Origin of the sequence: Robbsia betulipollinis, assembly GCF_026624755.1 — a bacterium.
GTDB classification, from domain to species: domain Bacteria; phylum Pseudomonadota; class Gammaproteobacteria; order Burkholderiales; family Burkholderiaceae; genus Robbsia; species Robbsia betulipollinis.
Window position 1 is genome coordinate 248,622 of record NZ_JAPMXC010000005.1, and the last position, 17,713, is coordinate 266,334.

18 protein-coding genes and 2 tRNA genes are annotated in these 17,713 nt (G+C 65.5%); 10 read left to right on the forward strand and 10 right to left on the reverse strand.

What is annotated here, in order from left to right; all coding sequences use genetic code 11:
* Positions 1-93: 93 nt before the first annotated feature.
* The 3 genes from rpoZ to OVY01_RS15975 form a co-directional block, all read right to left on the reverse strand.
* Positions 94-300 carry a DNA-directed RNA polymerase subunit omega gene (gene rpoZ, locus OVY01_RS15965; RefSeq protein WP_267848556.1) on the reverse strand — a complete coding sequence of 69 codons (207 nt, stop codon included), beginning with the start codon at positions 298-300 and terminating at the stop codon, positions 94-96.
* A 48-nt stretch (positions 301-348) separates the two neighbouring features.
* A complete protein-coding gene (gene gmk / locus OVY01_RS15970) occupies positions 349-960 on the reverse strand; it encodes a guanylate kinase (RefSeq protein WP_267848582.1) in 612 nt (203 codons plus the stop codon).
* A gap of 104 nt (positions 961-1,064) precedes the next feature.
* Complete coding sequence (locus OVY01_RS15975; protein ID WP_267848557.1) at positions 1,065-2,003, reverse strand: YicC/YloC family endoribonuclease; 939 nt, start codon at positions 2,001-2,003, stop codon at positions 1,065-1,067.
* Positions 2,004-2,223: 220 nt separating this feature from the next.
* Between OVY01_RS15975 and rph the strand changes: the two genes are divergently transcribed.
* The 3 genes from rph to hemW all read left to right on the forward strand — a co-directional run bounded on the left by rph (position 2,224) and on the right by hemW (position 4,926).
* On the forward strand, positions 2,224-2,985 hold the full coding sequence (gene rph, locus OVY01_RS15980; protein WP_267848583.1) for a ribonuclease PH: 762 nt from the start codon (positions 2,224-2,226) through the stop codon (positions 2,983-2,985).
* Positions 2,978-3,625, forward strand: coding sequence for an RdgB/HAM1 family non-canonical purine NTP pyrophosphatase (rdgB, locus tag OVY01_RS15985; RefSeq protein WP_267848558.1), 648 nt, complete (start codon positions 2,978-2,980; stop codon positions 3,623-3,625). The genes rph and rdgB overlap by 8 nt, the downstream gene beginning before the upstream one ends.
* A 128-nt stretch (positions 3,626-3,753) precedes the next feature.
* Positions 3,754-4,926 (forward strand): radical SAM family heme chaperone HemW, encoded by a 1,173-nt coding sequence (gene hemW, locus OVY01_RS15990; RefSeq protein WP_267848584.1) that lies wholly within the window; start codon positions 3,754-3,756, stop codon positions 4,924-4,926.
* A gap of 99 nt (positions 4,927-5,025) precedes the next feature.
* Here the strand turns inward: hemW and OVY01_RS15995 are convergent, their stop codons facing one another.
* The gene (locus OVY01_RS15995; RefSeq protein WP_267848559.1) at positions 5,026-5,442 is read right to left on the reverse strand and encodes a CesT family type III secretion system chaperone; all 417 of its coding nucleotides are present in this window, start codon (positions 5,440-5,442) and stop codon (positions 5,026-5,028) included.
* 164 nt (positions 5,443-5,606) lie between these two features.
* Between OVY01_RS15995 and OVY01_RS16000 the strand changes: the two genes are divergently transcribed.
* Together OVY01_RS16000 and OVY01_RS16005 are read left to right on the forward strand one after the other, a co-directional pair.
* Positions 5,607-5,696: transfer RNA gene (locus OVY01_RS16000), tRNA-Ser, on the forward strand.
* Between the two features lie 223 nt (positions 5,697-5,919).
* Positions 5,920-6,123: a cold-shock protein gene (locus OVY01_RS16005; protein ID WP_267848560.1), complete on the forward strand. Its 204-nt coding sequence runs from the start codon at positions 5,920-5,922 to the stop codon at positions 6,121-6,123.
* 163 nt (positions 6,124-6,286) lie between these two features.
* Here OVY01_RS16005 and OVY01_RS16010 read toward each other — a convergent pair whose 3' ends face one another.
* The 6 genes from OVY01_RS16010 to recA form a co-directional block, all read right to left on the reverse strand.
* On the reverse strand, positions 6,287-6,823 hold the full coding sequence (locus OVY01_RS16010) for a pilin (RefSeq protein ID WP_432422258.1): 537 nt from the start codon (positions 6,821-6,823) through the stop codon (positions 6,287-6,289).
* 116 nt (positions 6,824-6,939) lie between these two features.
* Positions 6,940-7,638, reverse strand: a complete 699-nt coding sequence (locus OVY01_RS16015; protein WP_267848562.1) for a TerC family protein — start codon at positions 7,636-7,638, stop codon at positions 6,940-6,942.
* A gap of 266 nt (positions 7,639-7,904) precedes the next feature.
* Positions 7,905-8,786 carry a succinate--CoA ligase subunit alpha gene (gene sucD, locus OVY01_RS16020; protein ID WP_267848563.1) on the reverse strand — a complete coding sequence of 294 codons (882 nt, stop codon included), beginning with the start codon at positions 8,784-8,786 and terminating at the stop codon, positions 7,905-7,907.
* Positions 8,787-8,981: 195 nt separating this feature from the next.
* A complete protein-coding gene (sucC, locus tag OVY01_RS16025; protein ID WP_267848564.1) occupies positions 8,982-10,148 on the reverse strand; it encodes an ADP-forming succinate--CoA ligase subunit beta in 1,167 nt (388 codons plus the stop codon).
* A gap of 511 nt (positions 10,149-10,659) precedes the next feature.
* Positions 10,660-11,208, reverse strand: coding sequence for a recombination regulator RecX (gene recX, locus OVY01_RS16030; protein WP_432422259.1), 549 nt, complete (start codon positions 11,206-11,208; stop codon positions 10,660-10,662).
* A 489-nt stretch (positions 11,209-11,697) separates the two neighbouring features.
* Positions 11,698-12,789: a recombinase RecA gene (gene recA / locus OVY01_RS16035; protein ID WP_284700904.1), complete on the reverse strand. Its 1,092-nt coding sequence runs from the start codon at positions 12,787-12,789 to the stop codon at positions 11,698-11,700.
* Between the two features lie 185 nt (positions 12,790-12,974).
* On the opposite strand from recA, the gene OVY01_RS16040 reads away from it, so the two are divergent.
* From OVY01_RS16040 to OVY01_RS16060, 5 genes are all read left to right on the forward strand, one after another.
* Positions 12,975-13,736 (forward strand): response regulator, encoded by a 762-nt coding sequence (locus OVY01_RS16040; RefSeq protein ID WP_267848565.1) that lies wholly within the window; start codon positions 12,975-12,977, stop codon positions 13,734-13,736.
* Positions 13,733-15,319, forward strand: coding sequence for a sensor histidine kinase (locus OVY01_RS16045; RefSeq protein ID WP_267848566.1), 1,587 nt, complete (start codon positions 13,733-13,735; stop codon positions 15,317-15,319). Before OVY01_RS16040 ends, OVY01_RS16045 begins: the two co-directional genes overlap by 4 nt.
* A gap of 86 nt (positions 15,320-15,405) precedes the next feature.
* Positions 15,406-17,064: an MFS transporter gene (locus OVY01_RS16050; protein ID WP_267848567.1), complete on the forward strand. Its 1,659-nt coding sequence runs from the start codon at positions 15,406-15,408 to the stop codon at positions 17,062-17,064.
* A gap of 132 nt (positions 17,065-17,196) precedes the next feature.
* Positions 17,197-17,273, forward strand: a tRNA-Met gene (locus OVY01_RS16055).
* A gap of 192 nt (positions 17,274-17,465) precedes the next feature.
* Positions 17,466-17,713: transposase (locus tag OVY01_RS16060; protein ID WP_267848568.1), on the forward strand; the 248-nt coding region annotated here is incomplete at its 3' end.

The window sequence follows — 17,713 nt, forward strand, 5'->3', positions numbered from 1 at the left end:
CGCCTCCTGGCTAGAGTGCAAGCGGGGGTGGTCGGCGGCGCGGGCCGCGCCGCACGGGAGGAGAAAACGCGGGTACGGGCCGGACGGCAGACGTCAGACCGGAACCTTCTTCAACAACTCCTCGGCCGTGAAGTAACCGGCGGCGATCTCGCGCAGCGCGACGACGGTCGGCTTGTCGCGGCTGTCGATCTTCGGGGTGTGGCCCTGCGCGAGTTGCCGCGCGCGGTAGGTAGCCGCCAGCGCCAGTTCGAAGCGATTCGGAACGCGCGCAATGCAGTCTTCAACGGTGATACGTGCCATGTCAGGTCCATCCTTCTTGAATTTGCACTATTTTACATCACGCCGGGCTCAATCCGCCTGCGGCAGATGAATCCCGAGTTCGACGAAGAGCTTCGTGTGCTTCGCATACTGCGAGGCGAACCGTAACCGCGTGGCCGCGACCACCTGGCGCAGCTCCGCCAGGGCCGTGTCGAAGTCCTCGTTGATGATGACATACTCGGCCTCGGGCGCATGCGCGATCTCACTGCCGGCGGCAAGCAAACGTCGCACGATGACGTTTTCCTCGTCCTGGCCACGTTTTTTGAGACGCTCCTCGAGCGCCGGCAGCGACGGCGGGAGAATGAAAATGCCCACCGCGTTGCCGAATTGCCGGTGCACCTGCTGCGCGCCCTGCCAGTCGATCTCGAGCAGGACATCCCGGCCGTTGCGCATCTGCTCCTGGATCCAGAGCCGCGACGTGCCGTAGTAATTGCCGTGCACCTCGGCGCTTTCCAGAAACTCCCCCTGCGCGCGCCGATCCAGGAACGATTCGGCGCTCACGAAGTGATATTCGCGCCCGTCCAGTTCCTTCGGGCGGGGCGGCCGCGTCGTGTACGACACCGACAGGATGATGCCCGGGTCGCCCTCGAGCAGTGCGTTGACCAGCGTCGACTTGCCCGCGCCCGACGGCGCGACCACCATGAAAAGGTTGCCCGGATAGGCCTCGTTGCCGCGCCCCGCGGTCTGCCGCGGAAGGAATCCATCGGACTCGCGACGTTCGTTGCGTTCGTTATGCATCGTGTCATTCACTCCAGGTTCTGCACTTGCTCGCGCATCTGTTCTATCAGCAGCTTCAGCGCCATTGCCGCGTCCGCCAGTTCCTTCGCGGCGGCTTTCGAACCCACCGTGTTCGCCTCGCGATTCAGTTCCTGCATCATGAAGTCGAGCCGCTTGCCGACCTTGCCGCCCTTGTCCAGCACATGCCGGGTTTCGGCGAGATGGGTGGCGAGGCGGGTGAGTTCCTCGGCGATATCGATCCGCACGCCATACACCGTCACCTCCTGACGGATCCGCTCGATCACCTCGTCGCGCGGGATCGTCGGCGTGCCGCCCTCCTGCAGTGCGACGCCCAGCGCCTCCCGCAACCGTTCGACGATCTTCTGTTGGTGACGCGCGACCAACTCCGGCACCAGCGGCCCGATGTCGGCGACGATCGCCTCCATTGCCGCGACATGTTCACGCAGCACGGCGCCCAGCGCCTGCCCCTCCCGGCCCCGGGTGGCGAGCAGTCCGGTCAGCGCCTCGCGGCCGCACGCGAGCACTGCCGCGCGCAGCACGTCGCCGGCGACCGAGCTATCGGCCATCACGCCGGGCCAGCGCAGCATTTCGCCCATGCCCAGCCGTGCCGCCCCCGGAAAGACGGCGAGTGCCGCCTCCTGCAACGCCGCGAGCTGCGTCAACGCCGCATGGTCGAGGCCACCGCTCGATACCGCTTCCGCGCGCTGTACGTTGATGCGGATCTCCACCTTGCCGCGCGCCACATCGGCCATCAGCATTTCGCGCAACGCCGGCTCGCAGGCCCGCACATCGTCCGGCATCCGGAAATGGAGATCGAGGAAACGCGAATTCACCGATCGCAGTTCCACCGACACGCTGGTCGATCCCGCGTGCTGCCCCCCGCCCGGCACCGTCGCCGGGGTCAGTTCACGGGTCGCGATCGCATACCCCGTCATGCTGAAAATCATCTGTCGCCTCTCAAGATCGCGCGGCCCGCGCTGCGCGAAACGGATCGCCGGAGGCCCGCGCGCGGCCGCTCCTCGTCCAAAACCGCATTATCTCATCGAAGCCTCGTCGAAACCCATTGCAGCGGCCGAGCATCGCCACGGCATCGCCTGCGCGACAGCCCGACGATGCCGCGGCGCCTCGGCTACACTTCGGGTTTATCGCCTCGTTCCGGATTCCGCCATGACTCTCCTCCCTGCCGCGCCTGCCTCGCCTCCTTCCCGTCGCGACGACCGCGCGGCGCACGCGCTGCGGTCCGTCCGTCTCACGCGCGGCTTTACCAAGCACGCCGAGGGGTCGGTGCTGGTCGCGTTCGGCGACACGCAGGTCATCTGCACCGCCAGCGTCGTCGAGCGCGTGCCGGAATTCCTGCGCGGCCGCGGCGAAGGCTGGCTCACCGCCGAGTACGGCATGCTGCCACGCGCCACGCATACGCGCAGCGACCGCGAGGCGGCGCGCGGCAAGCAGACCGGCCGGACCCAGGAGATCCAGCGCCTGATCGGCCGCGCGCTGCGCGCCGTGTTCGACCTGCAGAAACTCGGCCCGCGCACACTGCATATCGACTGCGACGTGATCCAGGCCGACGGCGGCACCCGCACCGCCAGCATCACCGGCGCGTTCGTCGCCGCGCACGACGCGGTACGCACGCTCCTCGAGAGCGGCCGCATCGCGGAAACGCCGATCACCGATTTCGTCGCCGCGATATCGGTCGGCATGCTCGAGAACACCCCGCTTCTGGACCTGGACTACAGCGAGGATTCGCAGTGCGACACCGACATGAACGTCGTGATGACCGGCCAGGGCCGCTTCGTCGAGGTTCAGGGAACCGCCGAGGGCGAGCCGTTTTCGCGCGACGATATGAACGCACTGCTGGACCTCGCGCACGACGGCATCGCACAACTGATCGCCGCGCAACGCGCCGCGCTGGAGCGTGATCTTGCCTGACGCGTCGCTTTCCGCTCTCCCCGGCGCGACGCGGCGCCGAGTGGTCCTCGCATCGAACAACGCCGGCAAGCTGCGCGAATTCGCCGCATTGCTCGGCGCGGCCGGCATCGATCTGGTACCACAGGGCGAACTGGGCGTGGGCGAAGCCGAGGAGCCCCACGCCACCTTCGTCGAGAACGCTCTGGAGAAAGCGCGTCACGCGGCGCGCGTCACCGGTCTGCCGGCCCTCGCCGACGATTCCGGCCTCTGCGTCGCGGCGCTGGGCGGCGCGCCGGGCGTGCATTCGGCGCGCTACGCGGCGCTGCGCGGCGGGGAAAAATCGGACGCGGCGAACAATGCCCGGCTGCTCGCCGACATCGCCCCGCACGCGGATCGCCGCGCCTATTTCTATTGCGTGCTGGTCCTGGTGCGCCACGCCGACGACCCCCAGCCGCTGATCGCCGACGGCCGCTGGGACGGCGTGCTGCTCGACGCGCCGCGGGGTGACCACGGCTTCGGCTACGATCCCTTGCTGTGGATCGCCGAGCGGGGGAAAAGCGCCGCGGAACTCGATGCCGCGCAGAAGAACGCCTGTAGCCATCGCGCGCAGGCGCTGCGCGTGCTGCTCGCCAGGCTCGACGACGCGGCAAACGCATTATGAGCGCGCCGACCGGCAAGCCCATCCCGATCGTGCCGCTCGCTTCGGCTGCACCGGTTTCCCCGGCCGCCCCGCCACAGGACGCGGCGTTGCCGGAAGCCGGGCACCCGGATGTCGTGGTGCGCGCCTTCATGACGCCGGGGCGGGTACGATTGACCGCGCTGCCGCCGCTGTCGCTCTATGTGCATTTTCCGTGGTGCGTGCGCAAATGCCCGTATTGCGACTTCAATTCGCATGAATGGACCGGCGGCGGCGCCCTGCCCGAACAGGCCTATCTCGACGCGCTGCGTGCCGACCTGGAGCAGGCGCTGCCCCTGATCTGGGGACGCCGTATCTACAGCGTGTTCATCGGCGGTGGCACGCCCAGTCTGCTGTCCGCCGCGGGACTCGACCGCCTGCTCGCCGACCTGCGTGCCTTGTTGCCGCTCGACCCCACCGCCGAGATCACCCTGGAGGCGAACCCCGGCACCTTCGAGGCCGACAAGTTCGCACAGTTCCGCGACAGCGGCGTGAACCGGCTGTCGGTCGGCATCCAGAGTTTCGACGACGGCCATCTGAAGGCGCTGGGCCGCATCCATGGCGGCGACGAGGCACGCACCGCGGCCGATATTGCCGCCCGCACGTTCGAGAATTTCAATCTCGACATGATGTTCGCGCTTCCCGGGCAGACCCTCGACGCGTGCCGGCGCGACATCGACACCGCGCTGTCCTATGCCCCGCCTCATCTGTCGCTCTATCACCTGACGCTCGAACCGAACACACTGTTCCACAAATTTCCGCCGCAGGCCTTGCCCGACGAGGACGCCTCGGCCGACATGCAGGACTGGATCGACGCGCGCATGACCGGCGCGGGTTACGAGCACTACGAAGTGTCGGCCTTCGCCAGGCCGAAACGGCGCAGCGCGCACAACACGAACTACTGGGAGTTCGGCGACTATCTGGGGATCGGCGCAGGCGCCCACAGCAAGCTCTCGTTTCCGGAGCGCATCGTACGGCAGATGCGCTACAAGCAGCCCGCCACGTACATGCAGCAGGCGCTGGCCGGCGACGCGATCCAGGAATCGAACGAAATCGGCACCCGCGACCTGCCGTTCGAATTCATGTTGAATGCACTGCGGTTGTCGGATGGCTTTCCGGTCTATCGCTTCATCGAACGCACCGGGCTGACGATGACCGCGATCGAACCCGCGCTGCGCGACGCGGTGGCACGCGGTCTGCTGAGCCGCACCCATGAACGGATCGCCCCCACGCCGCTGGGCCGGCGCTTTCTGAACGATCTGCAGGCCTTGTTCCTGCCTCCCTGACGCGCCATCCGGCACAGGGGATGAGGCGCGAGCCGTGCGCGGTGCGTTGGAGCAGGACGGTATCTCCCCTGGACGCAGGCGAAACATCGTAACGGGCGTTCACTCACGCTCCCGCGTCGACGTGGCCGCGGCGCAGGCGGACGATCGCCAATCGACCAAACGCGCCAGCAGGTGCAGCAGGCGCGACGGCGCGAACTCCACCAATGGCAAAAACGCCATGCACACCAGGCGATTGTCCTCGGGCAGACGGCACAACATCGGCATGCCATCCAGCAAGGGATGGAGCGATGCGCCGGCGGCCAGTGGCGGCGGCGCATCCGGGGGCGACTCCATCACCTCACGAAACAGCAGCAGACCCTGTAGCCGCAAATCCTGCCGCACGACCACTATCGTCCCGCCTACTCGCAGCCAGCACATGCCGGCTTCGTCGAGCACCAGCCCGCCGATGCGGACTTTCGCGCCGGTTTCGTCGAGCAGGCGTTGGTACGCGCCCGCATCCTGTTCGTCCGCCTGCATGCTCGCTTCCCCGGCAATGGATCCAGTGCGACGGTGCGCATAGGGTCCCGTCGATCGCCAAGGTGGGTAACGCAGGCGAACGCCGCGTTCCCTCGTATCGAGGCGGGCAGGCGAGCGGCAAAAGGATGGGTTCGGCGTTCGAAAACGGGTACAATTCCGCCTTCGGAGGGCTGGCAGAGTGGTCGATTGCACCGGTCTTGAAAACCGGCAAGGCTTCGCGGTCTTCGTGGGTTCGAATCCCACGCCCTCCGCCAGAACACGGCAATAACCAGCGCCCGCCGGCTCCCAACCGGCCTCGCACAAAGCGCTTGACACGTCTTCCCTGCCCAAGTACTCTCGTGCTTGAAGTTTTCAAGAAGCTTGATTGCTGTTCATCATTTTCCGCCTCATCTCCGCGGTATTCGTTGTCCTCTCTCTTCCTTGATACTTCTTTCGCTCCGAAAGGCAGTGGCAACTTTTTTACTTCAAGGATTTATCATGGATACCGGTACCGTCAAGTGGTTCAACGACAGCAAGGGTTTTGGCTTCATCACGCCGGACGCAGGCGGTGACGACCTCTTCGCGCATTTCTCGGAAATCCGCACCGAAGGTTTCAAGACCCTCGCCGAAAACCAGAAAGTGACGTACGAAACCAAGCACGGCCCGAAGGGTCTGCAAGCAGCAAACATCTCGCCGCTGTAAGGCACGAGATGGTGGGCCAGTCGGACTGGTCCGCTGCATAGGTAAGTACCGGGGCTTCGGCTCTCACGATGGCCACCTGAACAAGGTGGCCATCGTCGTTTACGGCAGCGCTCTTTCCATGCCGCCCGTATTGCCACCGATCCGGGCCGGCCGGCCGCCCGTCTCATCCGCGGCATCCCGCCGCCGTCAGCCGCCCGGGCAGCGTCGCAGCCGCCACCGGCGCGGGTCCGCCGGTGGCCGATACCGTCTTTTCCGCGGCGAAGCATTCCCATACGATCGCTCCCGCAGGCGGGGCGCCCACGCTCAGCGCGATCCGTTCGCCGGTAGTGCCGGACACGGATGGCAGCAGAATCAGGGTGTTGGAACCAGCGGGCGCGATCCGGTCCGTGTAGGCAATCGCGATCTGGCCGTTACCGGGGTCGACCGTCACGGACAGCACATTCGCCGTCACGGGCGGTGACGCATATCCCGCGTCGAAGCGCATGCCCGCGGCGGCATTCTCCGCCACGCCGAGGCGCGCGATGCTGGCCAGCGACAACCCCTCGCCGACCCGGCTGCGCGCGACATAGTCCTGATAGGCCGGTACCGCGTAGGCCGCCGTCAGGGCGACGATCGCGAGCACGATCATCAGTTCGATCAAGGTAAAACCCATACGACGGGAAATCGCCGACATCGTCACCCTCCGCTGCGCGCGTCCCATAGGAACACGTCCGAAGTGCCAGCTTAGGCAACGCTTCGTGCGGAGAACAGTCGGCCGGATGGCATGCGGCGTCGGCGCCAGCAGCGCGGCTGGGCACGGCGGCTGCGCGGCCCGTTTCAGGCAAGCCGCGTGCGGCGCCGTTTCAACAGGAAACCGCACACGACGACGAAACCGGCGCCGACGCCGTGCGCGGAGTATTGCGCCCACGCGGTGTCGAGTATCGGGTAGCCGTCGGTCACCGGATCGTTGATGATCAGTCCGCCACCGATCCAGCCCAGCAGTCCGGCACCCGCGATGACGATGACCGGAAAGCGATCGATCGCCTTCAAGACGATCTGACTGCCCCAGATGATGAGCGGAATACTGAGAACCAGCCCAAAGGCGACCAGCGCGATGCGGTGTACCTCGTCCGCGGCCTGCGCGGCGCCGGCGATCGCGATGACGTTGTCGAGGCTCATCACCAGATCGGCGACGATGATCGTCCTGACCGCGGACCAGAGCTGGTGGGACGCGGTGATGTCCTTGTGACTCTCCGGCTCCGGCAGCACCAGGCGGATGCCGATCCAGAACAGCAACAGACCGCCGGCGAGCTTGATGAACGGAATTTCCAACAGGAAAACCGCGAACGACACGAGCACGAGCCGCAGCAGGATCGCGCCCGCGGTCCCCCACAGCACGCCACGCGTACGCTGTTGCGGGGGCAGGTTGCGGCATGCCAGCGCGATGACCACGGCATTGTCGCCACCTAGCAGGATATCGATGATGACGATCTGGAACACGGCACCCCAATGGATGCTCGTCAGGAATTCTGGCATAGAGTCGGGTCAGGAGTGAAGCGGTGGCATGGCGGCACCCAGGCCGGCGAGTCGTGGCGCCGCGCCTCGCATGCAGGCGCACCCTTTCTCGAAAAGCAAAAAAAAGAGAGCGCTTCGCAGACGCTCTCTCGACTACCCTGCCTTACGGAATGATTTCAGGATATTAACAGAAGGCCGACTCTCCCTCCGAATTCATCGCGCCGCAAATCAGGCGACACGCCATTTTCGGCGGCATCGTGGCCCCGTCCCGCTATTCCGGCATTCCCTTACAGCACCGACTTGAGCAGACGACCCATTTCCGACGGGTTGCGCGTGACCTTGATGCCGCAGGCTTCCATCACCGCCAGCTTCTCGTCGGCCGTACCCTTGCCGCCGGAGATGATCGCGCCGGCATGGCCCATGCGCTTTCCCGGAGGCGCGGTCACGCCGGCGATGAAACCGACGACCGGCTTCTTCATATTGGCCTTCGCCCACTCCGCCGCTTCCTCTTCGTCCGAGCCGCCGATCTCGCCGATCATGACCACGGCATCGGTGTCGGGATCGTCGTTGAACAGGCGCAGCACGTCGATGTGCTTCAGACCGTTGACCGGGTCGCCGCCGATACCCACCGCCGACGACTGACCCAGGCCCAGCGCCGTGAGTTGCCCGACCGCCTCGTACGTCAGCGTGCCGGAGCGCGACACGACGCCAATCCGGCCCTTGCGGTGAATATGCCCCGGCATGATGCCGATCTTCAACTCATCGGGCGTGATGACGCCCGGGCAGTTCGGCCCGAGTAGCAGCGTCTTGCGATTCTCGCGGCGCATGCGGTCGCGCACTTCCATCATGTCGCGTACCGGAATGCCTTCGGTGATGCAGATCGCCAGATCCAGATCGGCCTCGACGGCCTCCCAGATCGCGGCGGCAGCGCCCGCGGGCGGCACGTAGATGACCGACACCGTGGCGCCGGTCTGCTCTTTCGCCTCGCGGACATTGCCGAAGATCGGAATGCCTTCGAAGTCCTCGCCCGCGCGCTTCGGGTTGACGCCCGCGACGTAGGCTTCGCGGCCGTTCGCGTATTCGCGGCAGGTGCGCGTATGGAACTGACCGGTCTTGCCGGTGATGCCCTGGGTGATGACCTTTGTATCTTTATTGATCAGAATCGACATGCTTGACCTCTGTCTGTGTATGCATCCCTCCCCCGGGGCGCGCGCGTTTCGCGCAGCGCATGCCCGGGCGCGGGATGTCGGCAACGTTTTTCGATCCGGTGCTCAGGAGCAGTGACAGGCGTTCGGGAGCCTCCGAGCGCACCCTCCGGCGCCTGGCGACGCACGTGGGTACCTGTCAGGGCCCGCCGATACCCGTTACTTGCCCTTGGCGGCGTCCACGACCTTCTGGGCCGCTTCTTCCATGCTGTCCGCGGCGATGATCGGCAGACCCGATTCGGCCAGCAGCTTCTTGCCGAGTTCCTCGTTCGTGCCTTTCATCCGCACGACCAGCGGCACTTTCAGGGACACTGCCTTCGATGCCGCGATCACGCCTTCGGCAATCACGTCGCAACGCATGATGCCGCCGAAGATGTTGACCAGAATCGCCTGCAGTTCCGGGTTCTTCAACATGATCTTGAACGCTTCGGTGACCTTCTCCGTCGTCGCGCCGCCGCCCACGTCGAGGAAGTTCGCCGGCTCGCCGCCGAACAGCTTGATCGTGTCCATCGTCGCCATCGCGAGACCGGCGCCGTTCACCAGGCAGCCGATATTGCCGTCGAGCGAAATGTAGGCGAGGTCGAACTTCGATGCCTCGATCTCGGCGGCGTCCTCTTCGGCCAGATCGCGGTACTCGACGATCTCCGGATGACGGAACAGCGCGTTCGAATCGAAATTGAACTTCGCGTCGAGTGCGATCACGTCGCCGCTGCCGGTGATCACCAGCGGGTTGATTTCCGCCAGCGATGCATCGGTTTGCCAGAATGCCTGATACAGGCCCTTGAGAATCGCGCGCGCCTGCGAGATCGAGCCGTCGGGAATGCCGATTTTCTTCGACAGGTCGTCGGCGTCGGCATCGGTCAACCCCAAGACCGGGTCGACGGCAACCTTGTGAATCAGTTCCGGGGTCTTTTCCGAGACTTCCTCGATTTCCATGCCGCCTTCGCTCGACGCCATGACGACCACGCGCTGCGTGACGCGGTCGACGACGAGGCCGATATACAGTTCCTTCTTGATGTCGGCGCCTTCCTCGATCAGCAGGCGGCTGACCTTCTGGCCTGCCTCGCTGGTCTGATGCGTGATCAGTTGCATGCCGAGGATCTGGCCGGCGTATTCGCGGACCTGATCGATCGACTTCGCGACCTTCACGCCGCCACCCTTGCCGCGGCCGCCTGCATGAATCTGCGCCTTGACCACCCATACCGGGCCGCCCAGTTCCTCGGCGGCCTTGACCGCTTCGTCGACGCTAAAGACAGCCGTGCCGCGCGGCACGGCGACCCCGAACTTGCGCAGGATGTCCTTCCCCTGATACTCGTGGATCTTCATGCGAGATTTCCTTCCGTCTGAGAGTGGAATTGAAAAGCGTTCGCGAAGGACGGCGCGTGACCGGCGCCAGAGGCGCCTGCCCGACCTGCATCACATCGCGAAGAGGATGGTGAATCAGATGATGATGTGCCTGGATCGACCGGCGCCACGCAACAAGGCGACGGTGAAAGGCTGAACGGCAGCGGCGTGGGGATCGCGCATCCGGGACCTGTCGGAAATGCCGCCACGCCGCGCGCTTTTTCTCGCGAGCGACGGCCCTGGGCGGTAGCGACCCCCCGGCCATGGCGTGGCATTCTTGCAACAGGAATATAAAACGGCATGCGAAGGCAGGCGCCGGGTTCAGAAGAACTCTATTCTAGCATAGGGATTTTCCGGATCCGGGCGTGACGATACTGGCCGATGGACTGGACCTGTATTTCACAACTTCGACGAGAATCGAATTTTGACATAGGTCACGCGCGCCGCCTCTGCGGCAAACCGCCGCTGAATCCGGGTGGCGTGCAGCGCGGCCCTACTCTTCCTCGGGCAACGCGTCGTTGCCCACTTTCAGGATCCGCATGATCAGGTCGCGCGAGAAACCGCGCGCGGCGAGAAAGCGTGCCTGCTTCGCGCGCTCCTGGGGCGTGGTGGCGAGACTGCCGAATTTCTTGCGCCAGACGTCCTGGATGCGCGTCCATTCGGTTTCCCGGAGCGTCGCACCCAGTTCCTGTACGAGTTCACCATCGAGCTTGTGCCGCTTCAGCTCACCGACGATACGCGCGGCACCGAAACGCGCCGCGCGCCGGTTGACGACGCTCTCGGCGAAACGATTGTCGGAGAGCCAGCCTTCCCGCGCGAGCGCATCGAGCAACCGTTCGACGGCCTGCTCGCCGTCGCTTTCCTCGACGAAAGGCGCGAGCTTGCGCGCCAGCTCACTGCGGCTGTGTTCGCGGCGGGATAGATAGCCCAGTGCCCGGCCGCGCAGGCTGCGTTTGAAACCCAATGCCGCGTCGCGTGCGGCCTGCCGTTCCGAGCGTCGTGGCGAACGCGTGGTCGTATGCGCGCCGTCGGCGCCCGCCACCGCCGATGGAAGGCCTGCCGGAACGGCGCCGCCCGATTCAGCGACGGATGGGTCGGCACGCCGTTCTTCCCGCGGGGAAACGCGGCGGCCACCGCCGCCGCCCCACGCGCGACGCGTGTTGCGACTGTAGGAGAGGCTTTCTGCTTCGGAGCCCGCTTCGGAGCCAGGCTCGGAGTCCGATTCGGCACCCGGCCTGGGTCTGGCTTTCACGCCCTCGGACGCAGTCCGTTCGCGCAGCCGGGCGGCTTCCGCCTCACGCGGATCGGATTCGAACGGCTCGTCGTCATCATCATCGAACGACGACCGCTTGCTAAAAGGGCGTCCCGAAGGACGCCCGAAAGGACGGTTACCACTCATGGCGGCATGCCATCCGAAAATCCCGTCAACAACACGACGGGCAACGCGCCGGTCGGGAAAGCCAGCCAAGGGTTTGAGCTGTCAGACATCATTGCCGGACGGGCCTCCCCGCGACGCGTACGTTCGTGCTGCTCAGTCGTCGCTGCCCGGCTCTTCCGCCGCCGCGGGTGCGGCCGGTGCCGCGCCCGGAGTCGACGGCATCGCCGCGATGCCAAGGGTCTCGCGCACGCGGTTTTCGATCTCGCGCGCGATGGCCGGATTCTCGCGCAGGAATTCCCGTGCGTTGTCCTTGCCCTGACCGACACGGTCACCCTTGTAGCTGTACCACGCACCCGCCTTCTCGACGATCTTGTGCTGGACGCCCAGGTCGATGATTTCGCCTTCGCGGGAAATCCCCTCCCCGTACAGGATGTCGAAGATCGTCTCGCGGAACGGCGGCGCGACCTTGTTCTTCACCACCTTGACGCGCGTTTCGGAACCTACCACCTCGTCATTCTTCTTGATCGAGCCAATGCGGCGGATATCCAGCCGGACCGAGGCGTAGAACTTCAGCGCGTTGCCGCCCGTGGTCGTCTCGGGGCTGCCGAACATCACACCGATCTTCATCCGGATCTGATTGATGAAGATCACCGTGCAGTTCGCGCGCTGGATCAGGGCGGTCAACTTGCGCAGCGCCTGCGACATCAACCGTGCCTGGAGACCCGGCAGCGAGTCGCCCATTTCGCCTTCGATTTCGGCCTTCGGCACCAGCGCCGCGACCGAGTCGATGACGATCAGGTCGATCGAGTTCGAGCGCACCAGCGCATCGGTGATTTCGAGCGCCTGCTCGCCCGTGTCCGGCTGCGAAATCAGCAGATCGGACACCTTGACGCCCAGCTTGCTCGCGTACTGGACGTCGAGCGCGTGCTCGGCGTCGATGAACGCGCACGTTCCTCCCGACTTCTGCATCTCGGCGATGACCTGCAGGGTCAGCGTGGTCTTGCCCGACGATTCCGGACCATAGATCTCGACGACGCGACCACGCGGCAAGCCCCCGACGCCCAGCGCGATGTCGAGCCCGAGCGAGCCCGTCGACACCACCTGGATATCGTCGAACTTGTCGTTGTCGCCCATCCGCATGATCGACCCTTTGCCGAACTGCTTTTCGATCTGGGCCAGCGCAGCCGAGAGCGCCTTGCCTTTCTCGGCAGTCATTCCGCTCGGGCCTTTCTTGCTATCTTCCATGAATCGTCCTTTGCTATGATGGGGCCGCGTGGGGCGCCGAAAACATGGCATTCCCTGCAAGCGTCGATATAAACAGTACTGTATAAAAAAACAGTGTGCGTGGCAAGTAAATCCGCTACTTTTCTTGCACACCCCGGAGACGGCCCGGCATTGCAGCGTTGGGCGCAGGGCAACAGGGATGTCCGATGCGAATTCTCATTGCCGAGGATGACAGCATACTCGCCGACGGCCTGATCCGTTCCCTCCGCCAGACGGGTTACGCGGTGGATCGCGTGGACAACGGCAGCGCGGCGGACAGTGCGCTCGCCCTGCAGACCTACGATCTGCTGATCCTCGACCTCGGTTTGCCGAAGCTGTCCGGTCTCGATGTCCTGCGGCGCCTGCGCGGCCGGGGCACGGCCGTTCCGGTGCTGATCCTGACCGCCGCCGACAGCATCGAGGCCCGCGTCACCGGTCTCGACCTGGGAGCGGACGACTATATGGCCAAGCCGTTCGCGCTGTCCGAACTGGAGGCGCGCATCCGTGCATTGACGCGACGCGGCGCGAGCGGCGGCGCGGCGATCATCCGCCACGGCGCCCTCTGCTTCGATCAGGTCGGCCGGACCGCCACGCTCGGCGACCGCGCGCTCGATCTGTCCGCCCGCGAACTGGAATTGCTGGAAGTGCTGCTGCAACGCGTCGGGCGCCTCGTCTCGAAAGAACAGCTGGTCGATCACCTGTGCGCGTGGGGCGAGGAAGTCAGCACCAATGCGATCGAAGTCTATATGCACCGCCTGCGCAAGAAAATCGAACCCGGCGGCATCCGCGTAACGACGGTGCGCGGCATCGGCTATTGCCTGGATCGTCCCACGCTCCCTCCCCCCGATCACGCGCCGCCCGCCGGGACTGCCGGGACTGCCGGGACTGCCGCCCCCCGTCGCACCGACCGCGCCGACTCGCATCGATGAACCCGTCGGCACCGCCCGAATTGCCGGTCGACGCGGCCGTCACGACGGCGCCCCCGCCCGGCCCGGACGCGCGCTCCCTGTTCGGTGAAATCCTTCGCTGGATGCTCGCCCCGCTGGTACTGCTTTGGCCGGTGAGCTTCGCGGTTACCTATCTGGTCGCGCAGGCGATCGCGAGCGCCCCGTTCGACCATGCGCTCGGCAACCATGCCTACGCCCTCGCCCGTCAGATCGACACGCGCGGCGCCGCAACCCTGCAGCTGAGCGTCGCCCTGCGCGACTGGCTGCTGCACGATCCGGAAGACATCCGGCTGTTCCAGGTGCGCGCACCCGACGCCCGCCTGCTGGAAGGCAGCGCGACGCTCCCCCTGCCGCCCGACCCGCCGCAGCCGGGCGTCATTCGCTTTCGCGACGCCACCCTCGATGGGCAGGTGTGGCGTATCGCCTATACCCATGTCGCGCTCGCCGACGCCAACCCCGCCCTCGGCGCCGACGTCCGCCTCGCGCTCGTGCAGGTCGCGGAGACGCGGCACAAACGCGCGGACCTCGCGAACGACATCCTCAAGGGCGTCCTCCTGCCCCAGCTCGTGATCCTGCCGCTGGTGGTCATGCTGGTCTGGCTCGGGCTTTCACGCGGGCTGGCGCCGCTGCACACCCTGCAAAAGCGCATCCGCGAACGGCGCCCGCACGACCGCTCGCCGCTGGAGACCGCGCAGGCGCCACTCGAAATCGCACCGCTCCTCGCGGCGTTCAACACCCTGCTGGCCCGGCTCGACGAGAACGCGCTCGTTCAGAAACGCTTCATCGCGCAGGCCGCGCACCAGATGAAGACGCCCCTCGCGGGGTTGCGCATGCAGGCCGAGCTGGCCTTGCGCCAGCCAATGGGCGCGGACGTACGGCATTCCCTCGAACAGATGGCCAGCGGTTCGCGCCAGGCCGCCCGTCTCGTCACGCAGTTGCTGGCGTTGGCCCGCGCCGAGAACGACGGGGCCGCGCACGACATGCAGGCGGTGGATATCGACCGGTTGGCGCGCGAGGTCGTCCGGGACTGGGCACCCTGGGCGCTCGACAAGCGCATGGACCTGGGCTACGAGGGACAGGACGCCGAGCCGGGCACGCCCCCGGGCCGCGTCATGCGCGCCCAGCCCGTGATGCTGCGCGAAATGCTGGCCAATCTGGTCGACAACGCGATTCGCTATACGTCCGCGGGCGGCCGCATCACCGTGCGCGTCCACGCCGACGCCGCGCGCGGGGACGCGCACGAAAGCGGCGTGCACGCCACCGCGCGCCTGTTCCCGGCGGTCGTGATCGAGGTCGAGGACACCGGCCCCGGCATTCCCGCGGGCGAACGCGCCAAGGTGCGGGAACGGTTCTACCGGATTCTCGGGCGCGAAGGCGACGGCAGCGGGCTGGGGCTGGCCATCGTCGACGAGACCGTCGCGCTGCATGGCGGATCCATGACCATCGATACACCGGCGTGCCCCGCAGATCCCCTGTCCCCGGGCACGCTGATCCGGCTCGTGCTGCCCGTCTCCCCGCCCGATCCGGCAGCGATCGCACTGCCGCCCGGCGTCAGCGAGCGGTAAGTTTCGACGCCAATAATGGCTGCACGGACGTGTTCCGGCCGGAACGCGATCCGCACACAATGATTCCAATAAGCAGGAGACAAAACATGGCTGTCATGGGCACGCAGGTTTCACACGCGCCGATGACCGGAGCGGAGCGGCGCGTCATTTTCGCGTCGTCGCTCGGCACGGTCTTCGAGTGGTACGACTTCTATCTGGCGGGCTCGCTCGCCGTCTTCATCAGCAAGAGCTTTTTCTCCGGCGTCAACCCGACGGCCGGCTTCATCTTCACGCTGCTCAGCTTCGCCGCCGGCTTCGCGGTGCGGCCCTTCGGCGCCCTGGTGTTCGGCCGTCTGGGCGATCTGGTCGGACGCAAATACACCTTTCTCGTCACGATCCTCATCATGGGCGCGTCGACCTTCTTCGTCGGCCTGCTGCCGGGCTATGCGACGATGGGAATCGCCGCCCCGGTCCTCTTCATCCTGATGCGCCTGCTGCAGGGTCTCGCGCTCGGCGGCGAGTACGGCGGCGCGGCCACCTATGTCGCCGAACATGCGCCGGCGAACCGTCGTGGCGCCTACACGTCGTGGATCCAGACCACCGCGACCCTGGGGCTGTTTCTGTCCCTGCTCGTCATCCTGGGCGTGCGCACCGCCGTGGGCGAGACCGCCTTCGCCGCATGGGGCTGGCGCGTTCCCTTCCTGGTGTCGATCCTGCTGCTGGCGATCTCGGTCTGGATCCGCCTGCAACTGCACGAATCGCCGGCCTTCCAGAAGATGAAGGACGAAGGCAAGGCGTCGAAGGCGCCGCTGCGCGAATCGTTCGGCGAGTGGAAGAACCTGAAGATCGTCATCCTCGCGCTGATCGGCATCACCGCCGGGCAGGCCGTGGTCTGGTACACGGGGCAGTTCTACGCGCTGTTCTTCCTCACGCAGACGCTGAAAGTCGACGGCACGACGGCGAACATCCTGATGGCGCTGGGCCTGTTGATCGGCACGCCGTTCTTCGTCATCTTCGGCTCCCTGTCGGATCGCATCGGCCGCAAGCCCATCATCATGGCGGGTTGCCTGATCGCCGCGCTGACCTACTTCCCGCTGTTCCATGCGCTGACGCATTACGCGAACCCCGCGCTCGAGTCCGCGCAGGCGCGTGCGCCGATCACCGTCACCGCCGACCCGGCCGAATGCTCGTTCCAGTTCAATCCGGTGGGCACGTCGAAATTCACGTCTTCCTGCGACGTCGCGAAGAGTTATCTGTCGAAGGCCGGATTCAACTATCGGAATGTCGCCGGGCCGATCGGCATGCCCGCGCAGATCCGCATCGGCGATGAAACGATCACCGCCTACGATGCGCGCAGGCCCGACGCGAAAACGACGGCGGCGGCATTCGAGCAGCGCATGGGAACCACGCTGCAGGCCGACGGTTATCCGCTCAAGGCCGACCCGGCACAGATCAACAAACCGATGACCGTGGTCATTCTCGCGATCCTGGTGATCTATGTCGCGATGGTGTATGGACCGATCGCGGCGATGCTGGTGGAGATGTTTCCGACGCGGATCCGCTATACGTCGATGTCGCTGCCCTATCACATCGGCAATGGCTGGTTCGGCGGCTTCCTGCCGGCGACCGCCTTCGCGATCGTGGCCGCGAACGGCAATATCTATTCGGGGCTGTGGTATCCGATTGTGGTAGCGGTCGCGACCTTCATCATCGGGATGCTGTTCGTCAAAGAGACGAAGGATCGGGATATCTACGCGGAGGATTGACCACGGGGCGGTTCTGGCGCGGGCCAGGCTGCGGGGATTTGCGGCCGGGTGCGCGGGAGAAGATGCGCGATCTTGATCGTCCCCAAAAAGGGACTTGACAGGGCATTGGGGACTCGGCATAATTCTGCTTCTGGCGAATTAGCTCAGTTGGTTAGAGCAACGGAATCATAATCCGCGGGTCCGGGGTTCGAGTCCCTGATTCGCCACCAGCATCACCGCAAAGCCGCATTCCTTCACGGGTCTGCGGCTTTTGCTTTTGTCCGTGCGGTGAGCCGGTTTGTGAGCCAGTCACATGCACAAGCTGCCCCATCTTTATCGCAATCGTTTCGGTGTTTACTATCTTCGTCTGACTGAATCGCCCCGGATTTTGAGGAGGCACCAATTCTTGAGAGAATGGTGTCATGACGAAGACAAACAAATTTTCCCCAGAGATGCGCGAGCGGGCCGTGCGCATGGTGCAGGAACACCGTGGTGAGTACCCGTCATTGTGGGCAGCGGTCGAGTCCATCGCGCCGAAGATAGGCTGCGTGCCGCAGACGCTGTTGGATTGGGTGAAGCGCGACGAGGTTGGTAAGGGGCAGCGCGAAGGCCTGTCAAGCGACGAACGAGAGCGCCTGAAGGCGCTGGAGCGCGAGGTCAAGGAACTACG